Origin of the sequence: Geobacillus sp. 47C-IIb (assembly GCF_014679705.1) — a bacterium.
Lineage (GTDB): Bacteria > Bacillota > Bacilli > Bacillales > Anoxybacillaceae > Geobacillus > Geobacillus thermodenitrificans.
On sequence record NZ_CP061473.1, the window covers coordinates 44,143 to 70,022 of the forward strand.

General features: G+C 44.2%; 23 protein-coding genes. 18 read left to right on the forward strand and 5 right to left on the reverse strand.

The features are described 5' to 3' along the window. Nucleotides 1-48: 48 nt before the first annotated feature. Nucleotides 49-534 carry a hypothetical protein gene (locus IC804_RS00250; protein WP_029760777.1) on the reverse strand — a complete coding sequence of 162 codons (486 nt, stop codon included), beginning with the start codon at nucleotides 532-534 and terminating at the stop codon, nucleotides 49-51. A gap of 344 nt (nucleotides 535-878) precedes the next feature. Between IC804_RS00250 and uvsE the strand changes: the two genes are divergently transcribed. From uvsE to IC804_RS00295, 9 genes are all read left to right on the forward strand, one after another. After that, a complete protein-coding gene (gene uvsE, locus IC804_RS00255) occupies nucleotides 879-1,844 on the forward strand; it encodes a UV DNA damage repair endonuclease UvsE (protein WP_060475841.1) in 966 nt (321 codons plus the stop codon). Between the two features lie 1,191 nt (nucleotides 1,845-3,035). Then, nucleotides 3,036-3,752, forward strand: a complete 717-nt coding sequence (locus IC804_RS00260) for an EAL domain-containing protein (RefSeq protein ID WP_060475842.1) — start codon at nucleotides 3,036-3,038, stop codon at nucleotides 3,750-3,752. A 142-nt stretch (nucleotides 3,753-3,894) separates the two neighbouring features. Beyond that, nucleotides 3,895-5,418, forward strand: coding sequence for a flagellar assembly protein A (locus IC804_RS00265; protein ID WP_081157496.1), 1,524 nt, complete (start codon nucleotides 3,895-3,897; stop codon nucleotides 5,416-5,418). Then, a complete protein-coding gene (locus IC804_RS00270; RefSeq protein ID WP_008879145.1) occupies nucleotides 5,418-5,654 on the forward strand; it encodes a hypothetical protein in 237 nt (78 codons plus the stop codon). Before IC804_RS00265 ends, IC804_RS00270 begins: the two co-directional genes overlap by 1 nt. A gap of 85 nt (nucleotides 5,655-5,739) precedes the next feature. Then, nucleotides 5,740-6,477, forward strand: coding sequence for a LytR/AlgR family response regulator transcription factor (locus tag IC804_RS00275; protein ID WP_008879144.1), 738 nt, complete (start codon nucleotides 5,740-5,742; stop codon nucleotides 6,475-6,477). 66 nt (nucleotides 6,478-6,543) lie between these two features. Then, nucleotides 6,544-7,857 carry a diguanylate cyclase domain-containing protein gene (locus tag IC804_RS00280; protein ID WP_029760770.1) on the forward strand — a complete coding sequence of 438 codons (1,314 nt, stop codon included), beginning with the start codon at nucleotides 6,544-6,546 and terminating at the stop codon, nucleotides 7,855-7,857. Between the two features lie 1,208 nt (nucleotides 7,858-9,065). After that, nucleotides 9,066-11,273, forward strand: a complete 2,208-nt coding sequence (gene katG / locus IC804_RS00285; protein ID WP_081157495.1) for a catalase/peroxidase HPI — start codon at nucleotides 9,066-9,068, stop codon at nucleotides 11,271-11,273. Between the two features lie 396 nt (nucleotides 11,274-11,669). Beyond that, nucleotides 11,670-12,095 (forward strand): NUDIX hydrolase, encoded by a 426-nt coding sequence (locus tag IC804_RS00290; protein ID WP_008879139.1) that lies wholly within the window; start codon nucleotides 11,670-11,672, stop codon nucleotides 12,093-12,095. Between the two features lie 25 nt (nucleotides 12,096-12,120). Then, nucleotides 12,121-12,327: a hypothetical protein gene (locus IC804_RS00295; RefSeq protein WP_081157494.1), complete on the forward strand. Its 207-nt coding sequence runs from the start codon at nucleotides 12,121-12,123 to the stop codon at nucleotides 12,325-12,327. 203 nt (nucleotides 12,328-12,530) lie between these two features. Here the strand turns inward: IC804_RS00295 and IC804_RS00300 are convergent, their stop codons facing one another. Both IC804_RS00300 and IC804_RS00305 read right to left on the reverse strand, forming a co-directional pair. Then, complete coding sequence (locus IC804_RS00300; RefSeq protein ID WP_081157492.1) at nucleotides 12,531-13,628, reverse strand: hypothetical protein; 1,098 nt, start codon at nucleotides 13,626-13,628, stop codon at nucleotides 12,531-12,533. 86 nt (nucleotides 13,629-13,714) lie between these two features. Then, entirely contained in the window at nucleotides 13,715-14,164 is a 450-nt protein-coding gene (locus tag IC804_RS00305) for a MarR family winged helix-turn-helix transcriptional regulator (RefSeq protein WP_014195805.1), read from the reverse strand. A 1,048-nt stretch (nucleotides 14,165-15,212) separates the two neighbouring features. Between IC804_RS00305 and IC804_RS00310 the strand changes: the two genes are divergently transcribed. The 7 genes from IC804_RS00310 (at nucleotide 15,213) to IC804_RS00340 (ending at nucleotide 23,777) form a co-directional block, all read left to right on the forward strand. Then, complete coding sequence (locus tag IC804_RS00310) at nucleotides 15,213-16,787, forward strand: Vga family ABC-F type ribosomal protection protein (protein ID WP_060475849.1); 1,575 nt, start codon at nucleotides 15,213-15,215, stop codon at nucleotides 16,785-16,787. 255 nt (nucleotides 16,788-17,042) lie between these two features. Then, on the forward strand, nucleotides 17,043-17,651 hold the full coding sequence (locus IC804_RS00315) for a class I SAM-dependent methyltransferase (RefSeq protein ID WP_029760765.1): 609 nt from the start codon (nucleotides 17,043-17,045) through the stop codon (nucleotides 17,649-17,651). A gap of 618 nt (nucleotides 17,652-18,269) precedes the next feature. After that, nucleotides 18,270-19,334, forward strand: a complete 1,065-nt coding sequence (locus tag IC804_RS00320; protein ID WP_081157491.1) for an alpha/beta fold hydrolase — start codon at nucleotides 18,270-18,272, stop codon at nucleotides 19,332-19,334. A 410-nt stretch (nucleotides 19,335-19,744) separates the two neighbouring features. Then, the gene (locus IC804_RS00325) at nucleotides 19,745-20,134 is read left to right on the forward strand and encodes a hypothetical protein (RefSeq protein ID WP_011887391.1); all 390 of its coding nucleotides are present in this window, start codon (nucleotides 19,745-19,747) and stop codon (nucleotides 20,132-20,134) included. Between the two features lie 28 nt (nucleotides 20,135-20,162). Then, the gene (locus tag IC804_RS00330; protein ID WP_081157490.1) at nucleotides 20,163-21,626 is read left to right on the forward strand and encodes a multicopper oxidase family protein; all 1,464 of its coding nucleotides are present in this window, start codon (nucleotides 20,163-20,165) and stop codon (nucleotides 21,624-21,626) included. A gap of 275 nt (nucleotides 21,627-21,901) precedes the next feature. Beyond that, nucleotides 21,902-22,792, forward strand: coding sequence for a carbon-nitrogen hydrolase family protein (locus tag IC804_RS00335; RefSeq protein WP_081157489.1), 891 nt, complete (start codon nucleotides 21,902-21,904; stop codon nucleotides 22,790-22,792). A gap of 109 nt (nucleotides 22,793-22,901) precedes the next feature. Next, entirely contained in the window at nucleotides 22,902-23,777 is an 876-nt protein-coding gene (locus IC804_RS00340; protein WP_029760761.1) for a putative RNA methyltransferase, read from the forward strand. Nucleotides 23,778-23,995: 218 nt separating this feature from the next. Here IC804_RS00340 and IC804_RS00345 read toward each other — a convergent pair whose 3' ends face one another. Beyond that, a complete protein-coding gene (locus tag IC804_RS00345; RefSeq protein ID WP_029760760.1) occupies nucleotides 23,996-24,421 on the reverse strand; it encodes a hypothetical protein in 426 nt (141 codons plus the stop codon). Nucleotides 24,422-24,432: 11 nt separating this feature from the next. After that, complete coding sequence (locus IC804_RS00350; RefSeq protein WP_029760759.1) at nucleotides 24,433-24,627, reverse strand: helix-turn-helix transcriptional regulator; 195 nt, start codon at nucleotides 24,625-24,627, stop codon at nucleotides 24,433-24,435. Between the two features lie 328 nt (nucleotides 24,628-24,955). Here IC804_RS00350 and IC804_RS00355 point away from each other — a divergent pair, with 328 nt between their 5' ends. Together IC804_RS00355 and IC804_RS00360 are read left to right on the forward strand one after the other, a co-directional pair. Further along, the gene (locus IC804_RS00355; protein WP_190300642.1) at nucleotides 24,956-25,282 is read left to right on the forward strand and encodes a hypothetical protein; all 327 of its coding nucleotides are present in this window, start codon (nucleotides 24,956-24,958) and stop codon (nucleotides 25,280-25,282) included. A 49-nt stretch (nucleotides 25,283-25,331) separates the two neighbouring features. Then, nucleotides 25,332-25,778: a GNAT family N-acetyltransferase gene (locus IC804_RS00360; RefSeq protein ID WP_008879126.1), complete on the forward strand. Its 447-nt coding sequence runs from the start codon at nucleotides 25,332-25,334 to the stop codon at nucleotides 25,776-25,778. Nucleotides 25,779-25,880: the final 102 nt, after the last annotated feature.

Here is a 25,880-nt window from a genome sequence, read left to right on the forward strand (position 1 = left end):
AGCTGACTCAATGATTGTATGTCTCTTTCATTGAGTCAGCTTTTTTCGTTATGCGTTGTTTCTGACGACAAGAGCATTCAAGGCACGAGTTTCAGCTGTGATGTCGCTTAACAAGCTGCCTAGAATTGAACCGTCTGTTTCAATCACGATGCGATATACATGTGTGCCCACGCCTGGGTTATCGACCCACGTCAAGTTCGGGAACAGTGTCGTGTTGGCAGCAAGTGCTAATACAGGAAGCAGAGATTCGACGTCCAGCTCCGCAATGGGCGTAAACGCTCCTCCGTTCGTTGAACGTTCTAAGCGATACGTGATACCTGTCAAGGCTACACCAGATAGGAGCGCCAATACGGACAATTCCAGTTCAACCATCGAATCAAGTTTGACGAGATCGTTGCTGAGGGTTGTAATCGGCTCCAAACGAAGCACTTCTGTAACGGCTGTTCCTGCTACAGGGATTGTAATGGGTAGCTCGGTTGAAGACTGTGTAAAAAACAGCTGCGGGAACAATCCTCCATTGCACACACAAACCATCCATTTCTCATCCTTTCCCAATGGTTTAGATTTGGTACTACTGTATTAAATGATAATTTTTCAAAAAATGATTCGGGTGAATAACTATTTTTCGACCTATTTCTTGTAAATGGGAAGATGACTAATTAGACAAGATAACTGGGGTGACAACAATGGGTAGTGGAGAAAAGAGGATAGTGTTTGAAAATGGCCTAGCTTGTTGAATCATATTGTCGAATGTGGATGATTGCGCTGATCTATGTGCCATTGTGCTGGCTGTTACAAAACCATGTTCGTTCATAGGCATTATTCAGGCTGGGCATACTAACAGCCGCAATCGATGAACAGAACGGAGGAGAATGATGATGACGGTTGTCCGGCTTGGCTATGTCGCCATGAGCGTGCATGTTCCCCATTGCTCTCCCTCACAGACGATGACCGTAGCGCAATTTCGCGTGCTTCGCGACCGCGAGGCGGCAATTCGCAAGCTTGAACGGATTGCTCGTTCGAATATCAACAATTGCCTTCGCTTGCTCAAGCATAACAAGGCACATGAGATCCGGTTTTTTCGTCTCAGCTCACGGCTCATTCCGCTCGCCAATCATCCGGAATTAGAGAACTGGGATTATCTCGCCCCGATTCGCGAGGCGTTGCAAACGATCGCTCTGTTTTTGCAGGAGTATCCGATGCGTCTTGATTTTCACCCTGAGCATTTTGTTGTGCTCAATTCTCCCGATCCTGACGTGTTCCGCGCCTCATTGAACACGTTAAAGCTGCACGCGGAGCTATTGAGCGGGATGGGGATTGATCTCGAACACCGTTGCGTGCTCCATATCGGCGGCGGGTACGGTGACAAAGAGAAAGCGTTGGAGCAGCTGATTCACAATTGGGCGTACGTGCCTGTTTGGGGGCAGCGGATGATCATGTTTGAAAATGATGATACGGTGTTTACGTTGCGTGATGCACTGTATGCATGCGAAAAGCTCGGCGTGCCGCTCGTCTTTGATTTGCACCACCATCTCGCCAATCACGACGAAGAAGACTGGCGGCCGGACTGGGAACGGATCGTGGCGACATGGCACCACTCACCACTACCCATGAAAATGCATATCTCAAGTCCAAAAAGCGATAGACAGTTTCGCGCTCATCATGATTTCGTCGATGCCGAGATGTTCATCCGCTTTTTGCGGGAAGTGAAAGGCACCGTTAAGCAGCTTGACTGCATGATTGAAGCGAAACAAAAAGATGAGGCGCTGTTTCAGCTTGTGCGTGACCTCAAGCACTATAACGATCTTGAATGGATCGACGGGGCGAGTTTTTTCATTAAATGATCTTTCTTTTACCAGTGTTTATTTTCGTCCCAAGCACACTGCTCTCGTATGGCTAAATGCTTCAATGGAATGAGCAGATAAAAGCTTCTAAAGCGTAAAAGACAACCCGAATGGCCTCGCCCTCCGGTGGAGCACAGTCTGACAAACCGGGATGGTTTCATTGAGAAATCTCCTATTTCTAGGCATGACGCATAGGCAGAAGAAGTTCATCTTTTTTGTCCAAAACATGATGACAAGCAACAGAGGGACGAAAATGTGATGGACCGAAACGTATTCTCTGTCCGGATGAAATAATAAGCCGGCGGTAGAAGAAATAAGACACTGAGCGCGAAAGGAATAACTCACATCATAGTAAACGGACGTCAGTAACAAACACATCTGTGTATAAACCTACGTTATACAGATTCTTAGCAATATGACATAGTTCTCTAAGTATTCTTTTTTCGTTAAGCCTTTGAGTTGCTATTTAATGCAGAAATACATTTTTTCATCTCTTCACATTATGCTGTGTTTTTTCTAAAATATTGTATATTCAGTAAAATGGATTAGCAGCGATTCATCCCCACTTCCTTCGCTTCGCTACGTTGAAGTGGGAGTGTTCTCGCTTAATTTTGATAAAAAATGAGATGTATTGAAGATCATCTATCTAACTTACAATATACACTGAAATCGTTTTCGAATTTCTCGTTAACATTTGCCAACATCCGCAGTGAAGGCTTGCTAAAGGCGATTGATGGCCAATTGAATCTCATTCTGATCGACATCATCCTTCGGATATACTATATTGAACATGTTGCAACATCATGAACGAGCCGTATCCCGATGATGGTACTCAGTGCTAACGCTACGATGAAAAGTAGGATTTATAGACTATATAACGAACTCGCTTAACGCAAACTCATTTGTTGAAGAATTGGTAAAATTCTCCTCACAAGAGGAGGATTTTTCGACATAAAACAAACACAACAAGGAAGAAATATGTCTTAAAATGTCGAAAAAAGGATGTAATATGTCCTTTTAGATGTAGATAAGGGGTATATGCATGCTTTTGACGTGTGTGTAAAGTTAGACAAATATATGGAAAAATATTATAGTAAAAATTGCACAAATAACTCATTTTTTCACAATGACTTTTGTGCTTAGTAACTTCTTTTAATAGAAAAAAAGAATTATAAAAGGAGTAGCAAAACGGTGACTTTCATTCCTGTTCGGAGTGTAATCGACAAACAACTGTTTGAACATGTTTATCAGCCACTATGGAATTTAATGAACTGGAGCATTTTCGGGTATGAATCGTTGCTGCGGGTGAATGGGGTCAAAAATATCGAACAGTTTTTTCAAAAAGCCCGGGAGGAAGGCTGTTTGTACGAGCTTGACCTTATATCATTAGAAAGCTCCATTTCGCAATTTCCTTTCTTGGAACAGAAAAGAGGACTACTGTTTGTAAATGTGTACCCATCCACGATCTCGCGGCGAGAGTTTGCACAGTTGTTAAAAAAAATGGTTGAACGTTTTCCATATATTAAAAACCGAATTGTGTTTGAGCTCAACGAAACAACAGAAGACGACGACAGATGGAAAGACGGCGAACTGAAGGCGGCTGTACAGTGGATCAGAGAGCACGGATTTTACATTGCAGTTGATGACGTTGATAAAGGGGCCTCCACTTTACAAAAGATTATTGAACTACAGCCAGATTATATCAAATTAGACCGGTATTTCGCTCAAGGGCTAGCAGTCAACGTGGAAAAGCAAAGAATGCTCAGCTTGCTAGTAAACTATTGCAGTCCTAAAATAGTGCTCGTGTTAGAGGGCATTGAAAAGGAAGTGGATCTTGCTCAGGCCAAGCTATTAAGAGTACCAGCAGCGCAAGGATATCTTTTAGGCAGGCCGGAACGGTTGACCTAAACTACTGCGTATGGATGCACCGACATAGCTTTTTCCTCCTCCTCTTTTATTCGATTGACAAAAATAGGGAGATAGAAGTGAGCGCATGTTCTCGAGGGGGAAAAAGCGGCTTAGCTAATCACGAGTGAGGGGATCTGAATGCATGGAAGACGGCGAGGAAAAAGCCTGGGTGGAAGAGGTGAATGCTATGGTCTTTGCTCATTACCGCAGGGGAGAGAGCATTCATAACACCGGTGGACAGATGACGGAAACAACAACTGCAGCGGAAGGAGAACGGTTTAGCGGACAAACTATGGAGGGGACGACCGAGACGAAATGGGAGATTGTTGTTGATGATGATAAACTGCATGTGATTTTGCGCGTTGAACCCGGGGCCAAAAAGCGGAAGGAATTGAACGAGGACGACCTTGGCGGCCAAATGGAGTCGCAAACCGAGCCGCTGCTTGAGGTGCAGAACGCTTTAGACTGCGAGTCTATTTTACAAAAACTCCGAGCCTTGCATATCGTTCAAGGGATCGATTTTGCCGCGATCATTGAAGCTACACAGGCGACACAACCGAGTGATTTTATCGTTGCTAGAGGAGTGAAGCCGCGGGAAGGAACAAACGGTTGGGTGGAGTTGATGGTCGATACAGATCACAAACAGAAACAGTTGTCGGGTGAAGGTGAGGATGTTCATTCCTTAAAAGGAGACCGTATTCCTTCCGTTCGAGCGGGGCAAACCATAGCAGTTATCCATCCCCCTCTTCCTGGTGCCCCAGGGATCACTGTGACGAACGAGCTGATTCCGCCTAAACCGGTTCGGCCAGTTACTGTTCATATAGGAAAAGGGGTAAAGATGGCTGAAAACGGGAAAAAAATCATTGCAGTAGATAACGGAAGGTTAGTATTTCGACAAGAAGGACTGGATGTGCATATTTCTGTCGTTGACACGTTCGTCCATGACGGCGATGTCAACATGAGCTCGGGTTCTATTCGCTTTCACGGTGATGTGGATATTACCGGAAGTGTAGGAGACGGCATGGAAGTGGAAGCAGACGGACGCGTTATCATCTATCAAAATGTCCATCGGGCGATGGTCACCTCAAAACAGGCGGTGATCATTCGAAAGAATGTGATTGGAAGCACCATTTCAGCAGGAACAGATCGGGCAATGCCTTCTGAGCTTATCCGCTTGTTAGGCGAAATGGAAGAAGATATCGAAAACATGGTGATTTTGATCAAACAGTTGCTTCGTTCGCCGTCGTGGAAAACGTTTGCTTGGGCGAAAAGTGAACAACTTCTTTTCTTTAAACTAATCAAACTTTTAATGAACGATAAGTTTTCTGATTTAGAAAAGAAAGGAAAGAAATATATAGAGGCCGTAAAAAAAGAGGATGGCCAACAAATTTCATCCGTTTGGCGCGACTTGACAGAACGGCTGCAACGATGTTTTTTCTCAAGTGTTCCGAATGAATCTCATTCCTTCCCGCAACTTGTCAAGCTGCTTGATGATATAAAAGGGATAACCGGGTCCTATACATCGAAACAGAATGTGGATAACTATGTCGAGATGGCCTATGCGTTAAACAGCACCATTTATTGTCGCGGTGATATCGTTGTTTTTGGCCGAGGATGCCAAAACTGTACGATCCACTCCGATGGGTTTCTTGACATTAAAGGGTGATGCGCGGCGGCCGCGCTTACGCGAAAAAAGGCGCGTTCATTCAAGAGGCAGGATCCAATTTAGGGACCGCCACCTATATTACAGTGCCGCGCGGACAAACAGTGAAGCTTGGCATCGCGAAAGAGGGCACCATCGTTCAAATCGGTCAAACCGTCTATACTTTTCAAACAGAGCAACATCAAATCGAAGTGGCCTTGGGGGAAAACGAACAAATCATGTTCAACCCTCTCTTGTAAGTTTCTTGTTTGTACAAATATATTTGATCCAGATTGTCCAGAATAAGGGAAGGTGAGGGAAGAAGAGGGAAGGAGAGAGGATTCGTTGAATGATTTAAAAGTCGTGATCGCTGATGACGATGCAGTTTCAAGAGCGATTTTGCGGAATTTTGTTCGTTTGTTTCCGAACTACGATGTTGTAGCGGAAGCGGCTACCGGAAAGGAGCTGTTGCAGCTTACATTCGAACTGCGGCCACATATTGTCCTCGTTGATATCTACATGCCTGAACTCGATGGGATGGAGGCGGTTAAACTATGCAGACAGTTTTTGCCGTCTGTTCAAGTGATTTTTACTACTGGGGATGACCAATTTGCTGTCAAAGCGTTTGAAATATCCGCGACCGATTATATCGTGAAACCAGTCGAGCGCATACGCCTCTTTCAAGCACTGGAAAAAGCGCGTACATTCATTGAAATCGTCAACCAACCGGTTACATCAATGAAGCCGCTCAATAAAAGACTGGAGATCCGCATGAAACATTCCATTGTTTGGTTGCCAATGGAAGATATTTTGTTCGTGGAGAAAGAAAATAGAAAAACAATCATTCATACGGCTGATGAGCAATATGAGACAACCCTCCCTCTAAACGAGGTGGAAAAGAGGCTCACTCATTGTTTTTTTAAAACCCATCGTTCTTATATCGTCAATTTAAAAAAGGTAGTGAAAATTACACACGTTGGTGAAACGTACAAGGTCCACTTTTTCAGTTGTGAAAAAGTAGCCTATATTTCGAAATTGAAATTTCACGAGGTACAACGGAGAATGGTGACGATTCATCTTTAGCTAAGCGTTTCAAGTGATGGGGAAGGAAGCGCTGAACGGTATTCGCATCCTTTTGAAACCTTTCTTATGGAGGATTTGGAACAAGTGGAGACAACATTGATCGAGCAGCACTACGGGCTGTTATGGAGCATTTTTGATATGATCGACGACATGGTCTTTATTGTGCGGGCTGATGAACGAGGATTTCATTATGTATGGGCGAATCAAAAAGCGTGTCGTACCGTTGGAACGAATCATCTCGCTGGTAAGCGGTTCGAAGACGTTTTGCCTCCAACGCAGGCGGTAAAACTCGAAGCGCACTATAAACAGGCTGCACAAATGAAGACGACGTTCGTTTATGAGGATGAGATCGACACTCCTTTCGGACGAAAAAGTTACGAAACCGTCCTTACCCCGTTTGTTTTGCCAAACGACGCACATCTCTGGTTCGTTGCCGTTGTCCGCGACATAACGGAACGAAAGGTTCGGGAATGGGAGCTGCAAAAGCTCAAAGAGCGACTGGAAGCGAGCGAAGAACGGTACAGAACGTTTCTGGAGCATTTGCCCGGGGCGGTGCTTGTTTTTGACCAAGATGGAATCATTATTTATGCGAACACGGGAGCTGTACAGCTGTTCGGGGCGAAACAAAAAAGTGAAATCGTAGGTGTCCCTATACGGAACATTTGCTGTGGGGTGGATGACACCGTATGGGAAACCTGCTGGAAGGATGAACTTTCTTTTATCGAAAAAGTCCATACGTTGGATGACAGAACGATTTATGCAAGGATGGCGTTCTCCCCCATCGAATATGGTGACAAGACGGCTGTCCAAGTCGTCATGCTTGACGTAACCGAACGAGTCCATTATGAAGAACAACTAAAATATTTAGCGTTCCATGACGCATTAACCGGTTTTCCAAACCGGAGATTGTTTCTTGATGTGGTCCGTGAATCGATTGAGGAAGCCAAACAAACCAATGACCAGTTAGCCATTGTGTATATCGACATGGATCATTTTAAGGAAGTGAACGATACGTTCGGCCATGATATGGGAGATCAGCTTTTAAAGCGGTTTGCCCAAAGGGTAAAGGAGAATATTGAACCGAATGCCATCCCGTGTAGAATGGGAGGAGATGAATTTTTACTTTTGCTAAGGGGCGTAATGAATGATTGGGATATCGAGAAAAAAGTGTACAAACTGCACCAAAGCATGCAAAAGCCGTTTTTCATTAACGGTCATAAAATAGTTGTCACCACCAGCATCGGAATTGCTATTTATCCGTGGCATGGAAGCACAGCAAAAGAACTAATCCTCCATGCTGACCAAGCCCTCTATCGGGCAAAAGCCAAACGCAATCACTACCAATTCTACAGCCAAGAGGCCAAACAGGCGGCCAAATAAATTTGGAAGATGTGAAAAACATGCCCCTTTATTTTGAAAGAAGTTCCCCTATTTTCTAAACGAAGTGAAAGCAGAACATAAAAATGGTAACCGGGTCGCTCAGCTCACTGTTTGCCATAAGACGTGATGACCCAAGAAACTCTCTCCCTTCAGTGAAATAACAGAGAGGGCATATGATGCTGTTTATACAAAAGAGAGGGGGAGGCCGGCTGCCTGAGACAGTTTCCGGTTTGCTCCTCTTTAAATACCCGTGATTTCCTTAATCTCGGTCGCTTGTTTATTGTTCTTCTGGCGTACGTCTAGCAACCCTTTCACTGATTCCACATCACAAGGATTGGGAGACGCCTCAGTCAACACAGCACATGATAACCTGCTGGTAGCCTCTCTTGAATTGGCTCCCCCAATCCCCCCTTACCCTCTAAGTCTCTAACAAGTAACATCGATTTCCTGGTGAAAAGTGACCGCTACAGCTCTGGCGGCTGCTTGATGTTTCCCGCTCCCATCTCCGCGCGGATGGGGCGAAAAGTGTTCATCGTTCTCAAGCAACAAGCCCCTAGCTTCTCTATGTCGCAAAAGCCAGAAGAAATGCCCCTTCCTCAAAGCAATGGGATTTCCGTGAACATGTGTGTTCCTTGGATCGCCAATTTTCATGCCGAGGTGGAGGGGAAACCATAAAACTATGGATCTTTCCGTGAAACATCAATGGGATCGTAAACGGTGATCTTAGTGCCACTTTTGCTTTCTTCCGTTCCTCGTGTCTTTCGTCAGCGTGGCAGAGTCGATCACGTACATGTCCATTCGATTCCGATCTTTACTTGCTTCAGCTGCTCATGAACATTGAACAGCACTCCGGCATTCCATTTTTTTACGGATTGCCGTCGTGCATATTTCATCAAAAGGAATGCCGCATTCTAGATCACGACGTTTTTTATAAATGAGGTAATCATTTTTATATTGTCAAAAATAACTGAATTATAATTCGTTTTTGACATAAATTAATAATGGCATGTCTTGGGCTGTTATCGCAGCACTCATAAATCAAAAAGAAAATATATAACAAAAGATAATCTTTTTCATTTACTATTAAATTTAAATTTAGTATAATTCTAATGTACAAATCATTATCATTTGCGGCTGACGAAAAACAGTCAGAAATGGTAATGATGGCATTCCAATTTCATTTAAGCAAGGGAAAGGAGAAAAGGGGAATGGAAAATCAAAATCGCCAGAACGCATCTCAATGTCCGTTTCACGGAAGCATCACGAATCAATCTTCGAATCGGACGACGAACAAAGACTGGTGGCCGAATCAGCTGAACTTAAGCATTCTCCATCAACATGACCGGAAAACGAACCCTCATGATGAAGAGTTTGACTACGCTGCAGAATTTCAAAAACTAGATTACTGGGCACTGAAAGAAGATTTACGCAAATTGATGACCGAAAGCCAAGACTGGTGGCCAGCCGATTATGGTCATTACGGGCCGCTGTTCATCCGTATGGCTTGGCATTCGGCGGGAACGTATCGCATCGGCGACGGCCGTGGCGGCGCATCGACGGGTACGCAGCGCTTTGCCCCGTTAAACAGTTGGCCGGACAACGCCAACTTAGATAAAGCGCGACGGTTGTTATGGCCGATCAAAAAGAAATATGGTAACAAGATTTCCTGGGCGGACTTGTTCATCTTGGCGGGCAATGTCGCCATTGAATCGATGGGCGGAAAAACGATCGGGTTTGGCGGCGGTCGTGTCGATGTCTGGCATCCGGAAGAAGATATTTACTGGGGAGCGGAAAAAGACTGGCTCGCCTCTGAACGCCATTCCGACGATGGTGAGCTTGAACATCCGCTCGCCGCGTCAGTCATGGGGTTAATCTATGTCAATCCAGAAGGACCGGACGGAAAGCCGGATCCGAAAGCAGCGGCGCGTGATATTCGCGAGACGTTCCGTCGCATGGGGATGAACGATGAAGAAACGGTCGCCTTGATCGCCGGCGGTCATACATTCGGCAAGGCGCATGGCGCCGGTCCTGCCACACACGTCGGTCCTGAGCCGGAAGCCGCACCGATTGAAGCCCAAGGGTTAGGGTGGATGAGTTCTTACGGAAAAGGGAAAGGAAGCGACACGATCACAAGCGGCATTGAAGGTGCCTGGACGCCGACGCCAACTCAATGGGATATGTCGTATTTCGACATGCTGTTTGGCTATGACTGGTGGCTGACGAAGAGCCCAGCTGGGGCATGGCAATGGATGGCGGTCGATCCGAATGAAAAGGATTTGGCGCCTGATGCCGAGGATCCGTCGAAGAAAGTGCCGACGATGATGATGACGACCGACTTGGCGCTGCGGTTTGACCCAGAATACGAAAAAATCGCCCGCCGTTTCCATCAAAATCCAGAAGAATTCGCGGAGGCGTTTGCCCGGGCATGGTTCAAGCTTACCCATAGAGATATGGGACCGAAAACGAGATATCTCGGCCCGGAAGTTCCGAAAGAAGATTTCATCTGGCAAGATCCGATTCCAGAAGTCAATTACGAATTGACAGAAGCGGAAATTGAAGAAATCAAAGCCAAAATTTTGAACTCCGGGCTGACGGTCAGTGAACTTGTGAAAACAGCTTGGGCCTCGGCCAGCACGTTCCGTCACTCCGATAAGCGCGGCGGAGCCAACGGTGCCCGCATTCGTCTTGCACCGCAAAACGAGTGGGAAGTGAACGAACCGGAGCGGCTCGCGAAAGTGCTGTCCATCTATGAGGACATTCAACGCGAACTGCCGAAAAAAGTAAGCATCGCCGATTTGATTGTCCTTGGCGGCAGCGCTGCGGTGGAAAAGGCAGCCCGCGACGCTGGCTTTGATGTCAAAGTGCCATTTTCCCCCGGCCGCGGCGATGCGACACAAGAACAAACCGATGTCGAGAGCTTTGCGGTATTAGAACCGTTTGCGGACGGCTTCCGCAACTATCAAAAGCAAGAGTACAGCGTTCCACCGGAAGAACTGCTCGTTGACAAAGCGCAGCTCCTTGGGCTGACCGCCCCAGAAATGACGGTCTTAGTTGGCGGTTTGCGCGTGTTAGGCGCGAACTATCGCGATCTGCCTCATGGCGTCTTCACTGACCGCATCGGGGTGCTGACCAACGACTTCTTTGTCAACTTGTTGGATATGGACTATGAATGGGTGCCGACAGACAGCGGCATTTATGAAATCCGCAACCGGAAAACCGGCGAAGTGCGGTGGACGGCGACCCGGGTAGATCTCATTTTCGGATCCAACTCCATTCTTCGTTCCTACGCGGAATTTTACGCCCAAGACGACAACCAAGAAAAATTTGTCCGTGATTTCATCAACGCTTGGGTGAAAGTCATGAACGCCGACCGCTTTGATCTGGTGAAAAAAGCAAGGGAATCGGTCACCGCTTAATAAAGGGAAGAAAAACAAGGCAGAGGGAGAAAATTCCCTCTGCCTCGTTTTTGTAGAATACCAAACGGCTGCATAGGCAAAGAAAATCTTCACCGTAAAAACCGATTTTGCGAAGATCTAGGGGAAATATTACTAAATAGGATAAAATAGTACTAGATCAAAAGGAGATAACATAAAGCTGGGGGATGAGGAAATCAAAACGGAATCAACACTCACGAGTGAATCAGGATGTCGCGGTTTGGGCCATTCGTGTCTTGTTGCGAGAACAATAATGAAAGACAATGGAGGATGCGATGGAATTCTATGCATCGCGAGTGCCATGCTACGATTCTCTCACCATGAGACTGATGACTTTGTCTAGCTGAAAATGATCATTGATATAGGGGGCAGCGTTTCATGAACATACGCAAATGTTCTAGAGCCGTAATCATCAATGAACGGAATGAAATTCTTCTTCAGAGATTTGAATTTCGGGATGTGGTAGGAAACAAAGTGTTATGGGTGACTCCAGGGGGAGGGATTGAAGAAAACGAGACGCCGGCGGAAGCGTTAAAAAGGGAGTTATACGAAGAACTAGGCATTGTTGTCGACCTTCTCGGCGAGCCCCTATTCCAACTGGATGTATGGATCGAAGGGAAACAAGGTCCTTTTATTAGTCGTGAGATTTATTACAAAATTGTGATTCCATCGGACACTAGATTATCGTTCGAAAATATGACGAAAGAGGAAAAGGAGGCATGGCAACAGGTAAAATGGTGGAGTAAGGAAGAATTGCAGAACATCAATGATTTTGCGCCGCGTGAACTATTGAACTACATATAAAAACGATGGGGTTCTTCTCGTTGGGATGATGATGAACCTCATCCATAACTTGCAAACGGAGAAAGAACAGCGGCAGTGGCTCGAACAATATGTGCCGAAAGAACTGATCCAGTCGTTATGTCATCAGTCCGAGGCAGAGATGATGGCTATAGATCAAGAATGGGTTCACCTGATCCAAAAAACAAAGCAGTCGCCAGGCACTCCTGTGGGTCATCCAGAGGTGAAAACATGAATCGAACAGTATATGGTTGACGTTTGTTGGTTCCGATATGACGCAAACGCTTGGACAACTTGAACGTGTGGAGGAGATGGGGCGAGATGCCGAAGTGCTCAACTGGATGCCGTCTCCTTTCACAAAGAAAGAGGGACAATGGCTGTAGCAGGCCATGGAGCACTACATGATGAAAAAAGGTTAGTCGAATCAAAAAAATCGGCTCATCGCGGATTCGCGGAGCCGATTTCTTTATTCATGTGAAGCCACCGCTTGGTGTTTTCCAACAAATTGTCATAAAAGCCATGGATGTCATCGACCGTAACATATAGCTTTCGCACCGTTTTTTTTCGGCCGAACAGTTCTGTCACTTCCACCGGCTGCTTCAAGCGGATTTCTAGTTTTGGTTCTTCTTCAAAAAAACTAGGCAACGTCACTGAATAAGCATCAGTTTCTTTTTTTCGTTTTTGTTTCGCGGTCACTTCCCTTGTGATCTGCTCAATGTTGGTGTATTCCACTTCGACAAAACTGCGGATGCCCAATTGGATATGGAGTTTATCAGGCGCCAACACGACCGGGGATAGGGTAATCGCTCGATAATCGGCAATAAGAAGGAGCAGGAAGTACACATCAAAAAACGTGACCACCCAAGCAGCGATTTCACTCCATCTCATCACTAAAATATGAACAGCAATAATTTCAATCAGCATCGCATGCACGAGCATTAAAAAGAAACAAAAATATTCCGTTTTCTCATGATAGGAATAGGTGGGATATGGCAATGACAATTGGCGTGTTTTTTTGCGATATGTTAAGTAATACAAAGCAGCGGCCTCTGTTGTGAGGAGGCGCAGCAAAAAGACCGGACGCTTGAACACGGCTTCAATGGTATGCACATAGGTGCTTAAAAAATAAAAATGGTTCGTTTTTTCAGCGCGAAAGGTGCGAATGAGTGCTCCGAGGTTTCGAACGATATACCAAGCGATCCACAATTCGATTAGAATGATCCCACCTTCCATTACGAAAAAAACATATTTGATCACCTTGTATTGCTCACGAAGCGGAGCGGGAATGATCCAATACGAGATACCGAGCCCAGATGCAACCACGCTCACGCACACTTTCCATGAATACTTCACCCGCCCAATGGTCATTCGGTAAACAACGGCTAAATAGAGTGGAAAAACGGTGACAAGCAACAATAGCACAGACGAATTTTCGAAAACATGAACATGTTTTCGTACCGTTACATAAAGAATGACCACAGCCAATACAGAAGCAGTGATAAATCGCATATAATGGACGTTCTGAGTTTTGTTCATAAGGTGTTCCTCCTTAATAATTAACCAATCTTAATTATTAAATTTACTTAAATATTGTGCAGATCCCTTCCTGAAAGAAGAAGGGATTACGACCGATGTTCTTTCATGATGAGATCATACAGTTTATCATTGATTTCCTTCAACTTCTCTAAGTCCTCTCGGCGAAGTTTCCCGTAATATTTCTCCATTAAATGCAATTCCACTTCATCCATTTTCTTATGATACGCTTGACCGGCTTGGCCTAGGCGCACGATAATTTCACGACGGTCAGCAGGATTGATGTCCCGGCGAACATAGGCTTTTTCCTCCATCTTTCGGACGAGCTGGCTGGCGGCGCTCGGAGTCATCGAAAAGGACTCAGCGATTTCATTGATCGTCATGGTTTGATGCCTCAATAACTCCAGCAACATCACTTGCTTTTGGGTTAAGTCTTGATACTCAGCGCCGAGCATCGCACGAATCTCTTGCAGCAAAAACGCGGTCACTGCATCGTTTTTTTCTTTAATGGCCAAATACAAAGCCTTGATATCGTCCATCTGACATCACCTTCGTTATGGTAAGGTTTTGTATTTATATTATAAAACAATCTAAATATTTAAGTGAAGTTAAATGTTTAGATTGTATGAGAAAAGAGGCGACGGCCCGCTTCTCAGTCAATCGGTTGCGAACGACAAATCATCACCGGTTGGTTAAGCAATTATGCTCATTTACTCTACAAGCAAACAAAAGAGGATCAAAACAATGTCCAACTAAGCAATGCTTTGCGCTAACGATCCGAATTTTGTAAGCTTGAATGAACGGAGTGAAAACATCCAAAGAACGTCATAAAAATGAAAATAAGGTGGCAACATGCCGCAAATTCACCGCTTTCTTGAGTCGGCGAAGCAAACTCTTTGTGTGACATACGTGGCACAATGTTACGCGCTGCTTTCATTTCCTTTTTCCGCGAATGGAATGCAACTTAGCGAACGGATGAGAATAGGATGGAAAAGAGGGCTCATAGAGGCTTGATCGGATGTTTAGCAATTGGTTTTGTGTTGTTTTTCCCTTTCTTTACGATCAATGCAAGTCGATGTCCACCTAACGTAAATGATTTACACAACAGTCAGAAGAATCACCACACGTATTATTGTGACTCTTCTTGGACCCATTCAAATTCTTCCTCCTCTAAGTGCGGATCATTCGATTCGGGAAGTCATTCCGACGGGTTTGGCGGAGGAGATGGCAGCTGTTCGTAAGGAAGAACCGTTGGGTCCTTTTTATTTATGAATTGACAATTTTTGATATATTATATAGAATAAATTTAAATAATGCGAACGGAAGGGTGAATCCTCGAACATGAAGCGCTAATCCTATTTTGAAAAGACATTAATTGAAGGTGGTTTTTTGCAGACAGATGAATGTGCTGCTTTCTTTGTGCTGCCTTCAATTAACGTTTTCAGAATAGGATTGCACGTTTATAGTGAGGTACACCCAAATGGAGTTAGTCTCTTTTTTTGGCGTCCTGCTATAGTTGTGCCTCCTATTCTGAAAATGGATAGGGGGCTTTTTTGTCCCCGTAAAATCAAAAATGGGGATGATCATATGATTCTTCTAGAAGCGTTCAATATCAAACATTATGTGAAAGACCGGTTATTACTTGATGTCGATCGATTGACCATTTATAAAAATGACCGCATCGGCTTAGTGGGGCGTAATGGCAGCGGCAAGACGACATTGTTAAACATATTGGCAGGAATGATTGCCCCAGAAAAGGGAAGAGTGGTTCGCCATGCTCGATGCGAATTGTTGCCACAGTTAAAGCAGATGGACACTACGAAAAGCGGCGGAGAAGTGACACAGGCCTATATTCGCGATTTGATGACTAAAGATCCGGAGCTTTTGTTGGCGGACGAACCAACGACCCATTTAGATCAAGAACATATCGAATGGCTAGAAAAGCAGTTACAGCAATGGAAGGGAGCGTTTATCCTCGTATCCCACGACCGGGCGTTTCTCGATGCGCTTTGCACCACCATCTGGGAAGTTCATGAAGGGAAGGTCAAAGAGTATAAAGGGCGTTACAGCGACTATGTGGAACAAAAAGAACAGGAACGCCGACAGCAACAGTTAGCTTATGAAAATTATGAAAAAAAGAAACAAGCGCTAGAGAGAGCATTGGAACTAAAAAAGCGAAAAGCGGAAAGAGCCACAAAAGTTTCCGGAAAGAAGGTGAGCCCATCGGAAGCGAAAATCACCGGGGCGAAGCCGTATTTTGCGAAAAAGCAAAAAAAGTTGCAAAAAGCAGCCAAAGCCATCGAAACAAGATTAGAGAAACTAGAAAAAGTGGAAAAAATAAAGGAACTGGCTCCCATCAAAATGAACTTGCCTAACGAGGATACGTTTAAAGATCGAATCATTATTCGAGCGCAAGAGGTCGCAGGCGTGATCGGCCAACGTGTTCTATGGAATAAAGCGAGCTTTCATGTACGTGGGGGCGAGAAGCTCGCGATTATCGGCCCGAATGGGAGCGGCAAAACTACTTTAGTGAAAAAGATCGTTGACCAAGAAGAAGGAATTATAGTTTCCCCAGCGGTGAAAATGGGGTATTTTAGCCAAAACTTAAATATTTTAGATGTTCATCAGTCGATTTTGGAGAATGTACGCTCCACATCGAAACAAGATGAAACGCTTATTCGTACCGTCTTGGCGAGGCTGCATTTCTTCCGAGATGATGTTTATAAACCCGTAGGAGTTTTAAGCGGCGGTGAGCGGGTAAAAGTCGCGCTTGCTAAATTATTCGTCAGTGATATCAATACGCTCATTTTAGATGAACCGACAAACTTCCTCGATATTGAAGCGATGAGCGCATTGGAATCGCTATTGCAAGAATACGAAGGAACCGTCATTTTCGTATCCCACGACCGTCGGTTCATTGAGAATGTCGCTACACGTATATTGGTGATTCGCCATAAAGAAATTCAACTGTTTGACGGAACATATAAACAATATGAGCAGCAAAAACATCGCGATACGCGCAATACGACAGAAGACGAGCGGCTTTTACTCGAGACGAAAATAGCGGAGGTGCTGAGCCGCTTGAGCATTGAGCCAAACGAAGAGCTTGAACAGGAATTTCAGCGGCTTTTAGCGGAAAAACGAAAACTGGGCATGTCATGAAGCACATATGGGCAACCACAGGCATTAGGACGATTCCTAATGCCTGTTTACATTTCATTCACATTCGAAACCGATAACATCGGAAAAACCGTATATCATATTGACAAATTCAAAACCAATCATTCCCGGGATCCTTGGATGGTTTTATGAGGGCTTGAGGAAAGGAATACTCAAACGGTGAGGAAATGATGCTCGTCAACTTATGCCTACTTTTTATCAAAAACAATTTGAAATCCATTTTCAAGGAGGTTTTTCATGAGTCGATTGTTGATGAATTTATTTGGTCGCCCATATGGTTTTTTGGGAAACATCGGTGGAAGGATTATGGCAGCTGCTAATAAAGAAATCAACGAATGGACGGTGGCATTATTGGATATACGAAGTAATGATAAGGTACTAGAGATCGGATTTGGTCCCGGAATTGCCGCTGAGAAGATAAGCAACATTATTAAGGAAGGGATATTCGTAGGAATTGATCCGTCCGAAGTCATGTTTTCACAGGCGCAAAAAAGGAATGAAGCCGCTATACGGGAAGGAAAAGTCAAGCTACAACTTGCGACTATTGAGCATCTTCCCGTGTTTAACGAAGCGTTTGATAAAATCTTTTCGATCAATTCGATTCTATTTTGGGAACAACCGATTGAACGATTAAAAGAATTGCGGCATTTGCTGAAGCCAAACGGGCTGATTGCCATTACACTCCAGCCTCGTTCCAAGGGGGCAACGAACGAAACAGCACGCCAGGAAGGGGAAAAGTTAGTTCAGTATCTTAAAGAGGCAGGGTTCTCATCCATTCGACTTGAAGAGAAACAAACGAAGCCGGTTTCAGCTGTATGTGCTATCGGTGCTAACCCATCGAGCTGAACGACTCCCACTTCGTTGTGCTTGAAGCGGAAATTTCTCAGTTCCACGGCGAAAGCGACCTGTCGTCTCCTTAGGCGTCACTTCGAGTCGCCCTAACTCGAAGAGTTCTTTCGCACCTTGATGTATGCATGGAAGGGTTTGCTTAGTTTTTGCATTCGCTGTTTTCCATGTAACCCCATCTATCCCGTTTACAAGGAACGTGATTGTTGTTTATTTGCTTATATGTTTTGGCTGGTGCTAACCGATATTCATCTCCCACTTTCACTTTGTTTCGAAGTGGGAGACTTCTTTTGAAACGATGTTAAAATGAAGCCTGCCGTTTCGTCAACTAAATCACGCGCTTGCCTGATTGCGGTGTAGTTGACGACAGTCCATCAACGCATTTATTATAAGTAGGCGTCGTTAGTACTCGTGCATGAAACTCAAGTTTACACGATTCACTTATTCATTGTCGGTTGAGCCTTTGTTGATTGGTCGTGAATAAAGCTCTACGTGCGATTGTCGCATATCGTTCGAACCGGGAACACTACTAGACCAAAGGTCTGATCGGTCGTATTGTGAAAGAGCGCGCGTGGCCACGAGTGATCATGCCGGCAGCCCAATGAAAGGAGAAGGTTGATGAAAAAGAAGAAGAGGCGTTTTTTCATCGGTGCGGTATTCGCTATTTTGCTGTTCGTGATCGGTTCATATTTTTACACGAATGTGACGTATATGGACAAGCCGCTGAAGGCGATGCGTAAAGCGGGCTTTACGGAAAAACAAGTGACGCTGAACGACGGTACAGTGCTTAATTATGGGGAAGGTCCGGACAACGGCAATCCGCCGCTGCTGCTGATCCACGGACAAGGCATGACATGGGAGGATTACGCAAAATCACTGCCGGCGTTGTCTGAGCGGTATCATGTGTTCGCTGTCGATTGCCATGGACATGGGGAGTCCGACTGGAATCCTGAAAAGTATTCGGCTAAGGCCATGGCGGCTGATTTTGCCGAATTTATCAAGACGGTGATCGGTGACAAGGTGATCCTTTTCGGCCATTCGTCGGGCGGCATGGTAGCGGCCTGGATCGCTGCGCATTACCCTGAACTTGTGCTCGGACTCGTTATCGAAGACTCACCGTTTTTCGCAACGGAGCCGGGCAGAAGAGAGAAAACGTTCGCCTGGGTGTACGGCTTTCAGCAGTACGAAGATTTCAAAAAACAGGATGAAATAGGCGACTATTTTGAGTATTCCTTGAAACACAGCTACTGGAAGAAGGTATTCGGAGACTTTTTATGGAATCGGTTTGCGAAGGATGCGGTCGCTTACCATAAGAAGCATCCGAATGAACCTGTACACTTGTTTTATCTGCCGCCCAACATCAATCGAATCTTCGAGTCCGCAACCTATCCATACGACAGAAGGTTTGGAGAGACCTTCTATGATAACAGCTGGTTTGAGGATTATGATCAAGCCGAAGTGCTTGCGAAGATTGAATGTCCCACTGTATTTGTGAAGGCACAGACCAATTATGACGGCGACCTGTTGCTTGCGGCTCTTACAGATGAGGACGCCCAACGTGTCGTCGAGTTGCTGCAGAATGGAAAGTTGGTAAAAGTGGATACCCCTGGACATGATATTCATTATGACAAGCCGGTTGAATTTACGAATATCATGATCGATTTTTTGGATGAAGTTTTGTGATGTCACTGTGCAGAGTTTTGGTGAAAAAGGGCCTGTAAAAGAGCCCTTTTTTTCATTTAGAAATATATCTGGCATGGGCAACATCTGACGTTGTATGGTTCTTCTGAGCAATACGTTTGATCATGAAACGCCAGTAGGCTGCTATCCACCCGACTTGATTTCAGCCCCATCTTCGAAGTTGTTGCGATGCTCTTGGTTCTTCTTTTCGAGCTCCGGGTTTTGCCGATGAATCCAAGAGACCATGTCCCCCAACGTTTCACGCTCTTCTTTTCTTTTACCGTGATTACACCGTCCCACTCCGTTCAAGGCATGTGGAAACTTTCATACAACCCGTACAGCATCGTCATAAGTTCACAACATTCCATTGTTACAATGAGACCGATAAAAAATGAACAAGGAGTTGGGAAGAGATGAAAGGTAACGGCCATTTGTCGCTAGCAATTGGTCTTGGTGCATTAGCGTTGATCCGACCGCTGATGAATATGTTGGGATTGCTTGAGAGAATCGGCCAACCGATGGCGAGTATTTCAGTCACCATACTCATCTCTGTCATCTGGATTGGTGCTGCTGTTCTGTTTCGCGTTGAAAATCCGTTGAAAACACTTCTGTATGCAGGAATCGTCTATGGGGGATTGGCGATCATAATCAGTGCGATCGCATCCCCGATTCTGGAAGGCGAGCTGCAAGGTCCGATTACCAATCCTTTTGCCATCGTCAGTGTCATCGTGACCAATGCTGTTTGGGGAGTCATAACTGGATGGATTGCTGCTGCCGTTCAACGAACAATGAGAAGGAACTAGCTATTTTTCGAGAAAAAGAGGGAGCTGAATGATGAAACGAAGACGCATATTTGCTACTCTTTTATTTGGATTGATCGCTTTATGTTTGGCAGGATGTGATGGGGATACAACGATGAATGTCGGGAAGCTGACGTTTCAGAATGAATTGAACATCCCGCCACTTCTTGAACCGACAGTGGGTCCTGATGGCACGAAACACTTCACGTTAACGATGCAAACTGGAACCACCGAATTTTTTGAAGGTAAGAAAACACCGACTTGGGGGATCAACGGCTCTTACTTAGGGCCGACGATACGTGTGTCACGCGGTGACAAAGTGGCGTTTGATGTTGTCAATCACCTTCCAGAAACTTCAACCTTGCATTGGCACGGGATGCGTTTGCCGGCTGCGATGGATGGCGGACCGCACCAAATGATTGAAGCCGGATCGACTTGGAATCCTAGCTGGACGATTGAGCAACCCGCAGCAACTACGTGGTATCATCCGCATTTGCACGGCAAAACGGCACTTCATGTGTATCGAGGACTTGCAGGCTTGTTTTTAATCGAGGATCAAGATTCAAAAAAATTACCTTCAAATTATGGCGTTGACGACATTCCGATCATTATTCAGGATAAAATGTTCAACGGGGACGGTTCCTTCAATGAAAGCATGGATCTTACCCCGTTTGGAATGTTAGGGAATCAGATTTTGGTCAATGGAACTTATGATCCGTATTTACGCATCACTTCAAGCCAAGTCCGATTCCGGTTGCTCAACGGCTCGAATGCGAGAGCTTATCATGTCGGTTTTTCCGATAACCGTTCATTTTATCTAGTCGGAAATGATGCGGGATTGCTGCCGGAACCGATCAAAATGAAGCGCATTTTGTTAAGTCCGGGTGAACGTGCAGAGATTGTGGTCGAATTTAAGGAAGGAGAAGAAACGATCTTGCACAGTTTTGCCGGCAAAGACGGGATTGAAAATGGAGAGTTTGATCTCGTCAAATTGATCGCCGATCAGCGTCTGACCGCAGCAACGCCATTGCCTCAAACACTCACCAGCGAACCGCCGATCGAAGTTCCAGCGGATGCGAAGGTCCGAACGTTTGTACTGACTACCGAATCGGCGATCAACGGAAAGAAAATGGATATGAACCGGATTGATGAGGTTGTTCCTGCCAGATCGCGCGAAATTTGGGAAATAACAAATAAAGGCTGGGATCATAACTTTCATATTCACGATGCGACATTCACTATCCTTGATAAGAATGGTGAATTGCCGCCGAAATACGAACGGGGAAGGAAGGATACCGTTTTCATACCGAGCGGGACGAAAGTCAGATTGGCTGTTGATTTTGGAAGCTATCCAGACCCGACAACGCCTTACATGTATCATTGCCATCTGTTATATCATGAAGACAGCGGGATGATGGGGCAATTCGTGATCGTCGAGCCAGGAACAGAATCCCAAGTGTCACAACAACTTCATCGACGCCCTCATCATCATTAAGGGGATCTCATGGGATCGTGAGTATCGTAGTGTCATCTTTCGATCTAGGTCAGCTTCTTTCTCGGGGCGAACCTGAACGGTTTGCCCCCTTCCGCATTTGTTGCTAATGGGTGGGGAAAGTCTAAAAGAATATACGAACGTGCATGGAAGGATAGATGTGCCTTTGTTATGGCAAGGGGAGGATTTGTATTAACGTTGGATGAAGAATAAGAAATCAGTAATTAACTCGTTTGTAGGTACGGCGTTGTGACATCGATATAAAGGGGGGATTGGTCATGAATAATCTGAAAGTAGCTTTATTGCAGCTTTTGCCTGAAACTAACTTATGTGACAACCTGAATAAAGGATTGGAATATTGTAGAAAAGCAAAGGATATGGGGGCTGATATTGCATTATTTCCTGAAATGTGGAGCATTGGCTATGACATTCCCGAGAATGTCGATGAATTAAAGGCCCGTGCTCTATCTGCAGATAGCGAATTCGTCAGTTCATTTGGGAAGTTGGCTAAGGAGCTGAATATGGCTATCGGAATCACTTTTCTTGAAAAATACGATCCATTGCCAAGGAACACGCTCTGCCTCTTTGACCGCTTTGGCAACAAGATCCTTACATACGCAAAAGTACATACTTGTGATTTTGATGTTGAATGTAATTTGACGCCTGGGGATGACTTTTTCGTGGCAGATTTAAACACCTTGCAAGGCAATGTAAAAGTCGGGGCGATGATCTGTTATGATAGAGAGTTTCCGGAAAGTGCCAGGATTTTGATGTTGAAAGGCGCTGAGATTATTTTGGTGCCAAACGCATGCCCGATGGAGATCAACCGAATTTCACAGCTGCGAGCGCGGGCTTATGAAAATATGGTCGGTATTGCCACGGTCAATTATCCGATTGGTCATCCCAACTGCAATGGACATTCTACTGCATTTGATGGGATGGCATACAGACCTTCAGAAAAAGGTTCAAGAGATACACGGATTATTGAAGCGGGAGAGCGAGAAGGAATTTATATAGCTGATTTTCCGATTCAAGAAATGAGAGAATATCGAAGTCGGGAAATACATGGCAACGCATACCGTCGTCCGCAGAAATACAAGCTCCTAATTTCTGAACATGTCGAGGAGCCTTTTATCAGAGAGAATTCTCGTTATGGAGAAAGGGGTTGATATGTTTTTCAGAAATCATAACAGCAAATGGCGCAACCGGTTCAGCCAAAAGACTGTCACGAACGTTTCCTCCTCCGCTGTGATTTTTTTATCGAAAGGAAGAAAGCACATGACCAAAAAAACCAAAAGTGCAGAACGGGTTAGTCAATTTGTAGCGGCATTTCAATGTCCACTCTGTAAAAGCGCGATGAGGGTTGAGGAGCTGAAAAGCCTCGTATGCGCTAAAAACCATACGTTTGATTTCTCAAAACAAGGATATGTCAACTTGATGACTCGTCCCGCTCATAGCCATTACAAGAAGGAATTGTTTGAAGCAAGACACAAAATCATTATGGAAAGCAACGTATACACTTCCATGCATGAAACGATTGCGAAAGTGATAAAGGAGTATATGGATGTTTCGCTTAACCCTTTTATGGTTATAGATTTAGGATGTGGAGAAGGTTCTCACTTACAAAGGATTTTGGACGAATGTATGATTCCGTCAATGACTGGCGTTGGCCTTGATATTTCAAAAGAAGGCATCGCTATGGCTGCTAAAAGATACGAAGACCAAATTTGGCTAGTCGGTGACTTGGCAAAATCGCCGCTGGCGGATCAATCGTTTCATGTGATTCTTAATATTTTATCTCCTTCCAATTATAAGGAATTCAAGAGGATTTTAGTTAAAGATGGACTCGTGATTAAAGTGGTTCCCCGTCCGAATTATCTAAGAGAGCTACGAGAAGCACTCTTTGAGGACAAGGAGAAAAAGGTCTATAAGAATGATGAAATCGTGTCGCTTTTTCAAAAACAGCTCCATTTACTGGATGTATTCCATTTATGTTATACAAAAGAACTTAATAATGCCGAACTTGAACATTTAGTCCAAATGACGCCGCTTGCTTGGTCTGCGGATCAAGCACACATTGATGCGTTTCTTCATCGGGATTTTACGAAGATCACCGTGGATTTGGATATTTTAGTTGGAGTGAACAGGGGATGAAGCAGCATGTCTAAGATAGGGTGCGCGAACAAGCAATGTGTTGATCAATATCAGCACATTGCTTGTTCTTTTTTCGACAGAACTTACTGGTTACTATTTTTGGGTTGAGAAAACGGTTTGCGCTCCCAATAATCCAGTTCATCACTGTATTCCCGAAAATAACGAATCCTCTATATGTCACTGAAGTTTTTTAAAAGCTTTCCTAATTGGTTGCTCCGTCAGTCTGCCTGATTATCTATTTTCTTTCTCAAATAATATACATAAGAAATCGGAACGACTCCGCATAGAAAAACGATTCCGGCAATGAAAACACCATTCATTGCAGTAAATCCTTCAGTGAATGATGTAAGGATTCCTATTATAGTTGAAATCAATGTTAATACAACAAGTGATATTAGGAAGCTTTGTTTAGATGACCTTTTCCGACTTTCATATTCTACACTAATGTTCATTGATAAAAAAGCCGATACAACGGTTGTCAGGATAAACACAAACCATAACGGATTTTTCCTCATTCCATCTAGTCCTTTTGTGATGAAGACATAGCCCAAGATTCCGATGATGCCAATCGTCTGTAACATGTAGGCGATTCGTAAATTTTGCAGATTTTTTAATAGTAATCGTTCGTCTTTTATTTTTTGCAATTTCACCACTCTCACTTTTCTACCCAAAAAATTTCATCTAACGTTTTATTAAGCGCATAACAAATTTCGAGGCACAATTTTAAAGTAGGATTGTATTTTCCTTTTTCGATTAAACTGATCGTTTGTCGAGTTACCCCGACTTTTTCTGCCAGTTGTTGTTGGGTCAGGTTTGCTTGGATACGGGCAACTTTAAGATTGTTTCTCACAATTCCAACGATCCCTCCCTGAATGTAATTTATATATTACATTTTAAACAATATATATTACATAATTCAATATATATATTACATTAAGGATCAAAAATTTTACATTGTCTATATGTTTGATTTGCCAAAAAGGAAATGGTAGGTAGGACAAAGCAAGGGAAAGAGGCCGCCATATGATGGGGGCGATTGCTTCTTCAAGTGGAGTAGCCAGTTTGTTTCTTTTTTAATGGTTATGATGATGGGAATTCCCCGTCTACAAAACGAGTTGTAACATTCTTTTTCATCATATCTTTATGCTCAAAAAAACACTTTAAAAATTTTTTCTCTTTTGTTAAAATTATCAAGAGATGAAGAAAATCATTTTTTCTTTATCATAGGTTATCTTGTAGATCTTGTAGATACTGGATTTCCCTTTGGTTCTTTTGTTTGTTGCTGGTATCGTCCTGTCCGTTCTGTTTCGTTATCGAAGGGGCTCGAATACTCATCTATTTTTATCGCTTGCTATCTTGTTAAGCAGCCTGAGTTTGTTAGGTCTTTGGAGTTTTTATTATTATTTCATTTGGGTTATGGGAGAATAAGAGAAGGTTGGGGAGGACATTCTCTTTTCATGAAAACCATTTATCTACCAGCAAATAAAATTGATGATGTTACTTGAAAGGGGATACCTATGGTTTTAGGTGTTGCTTTCGAGGAGGGCTCAATGTATGGAAATTAGAAAACCGAACGATGCGGAATATAAAAAGATTTTATCACTTTCACCGCAAGCATTATTTGAAGGTACATTAGGCGAAGTAAAACTGTCGGATGAAAAAGCCAAACAACTGATTGAAGCATTATTGCAGAAAGGGAGTGATTATTTAATCGCAACGGAAGGCGATCATCTCATGGGTTGGATTCTGATCGGAACAAAGAAAGACCAACTGACGGAAACGATATATGGGTTTATTTATGAATTGTTTGTGTTAGAGGAATTCAGGGGAAATGGCATTTCCAAACGGTTGTTAGAGGCTGGCATCGAACATCTTAAACGAGAGGGGTATTCAGAGGTTCGCTTAAGTGTATATGCAGGAAATCAAGCGATGAAACTATACGAAAAATTAGGATTCAAACATCGAACCATTACAATGAGTATGAACATCCCCCGCTCTTAAATCAGCATAGTTGGTTGTTGCCAACCGTTAAATGTGAAGGAACACCGCTATGAGCAAGGCAGGCACTCATCGGTGAATCATACGGGGGAGCAAGTTTCATTT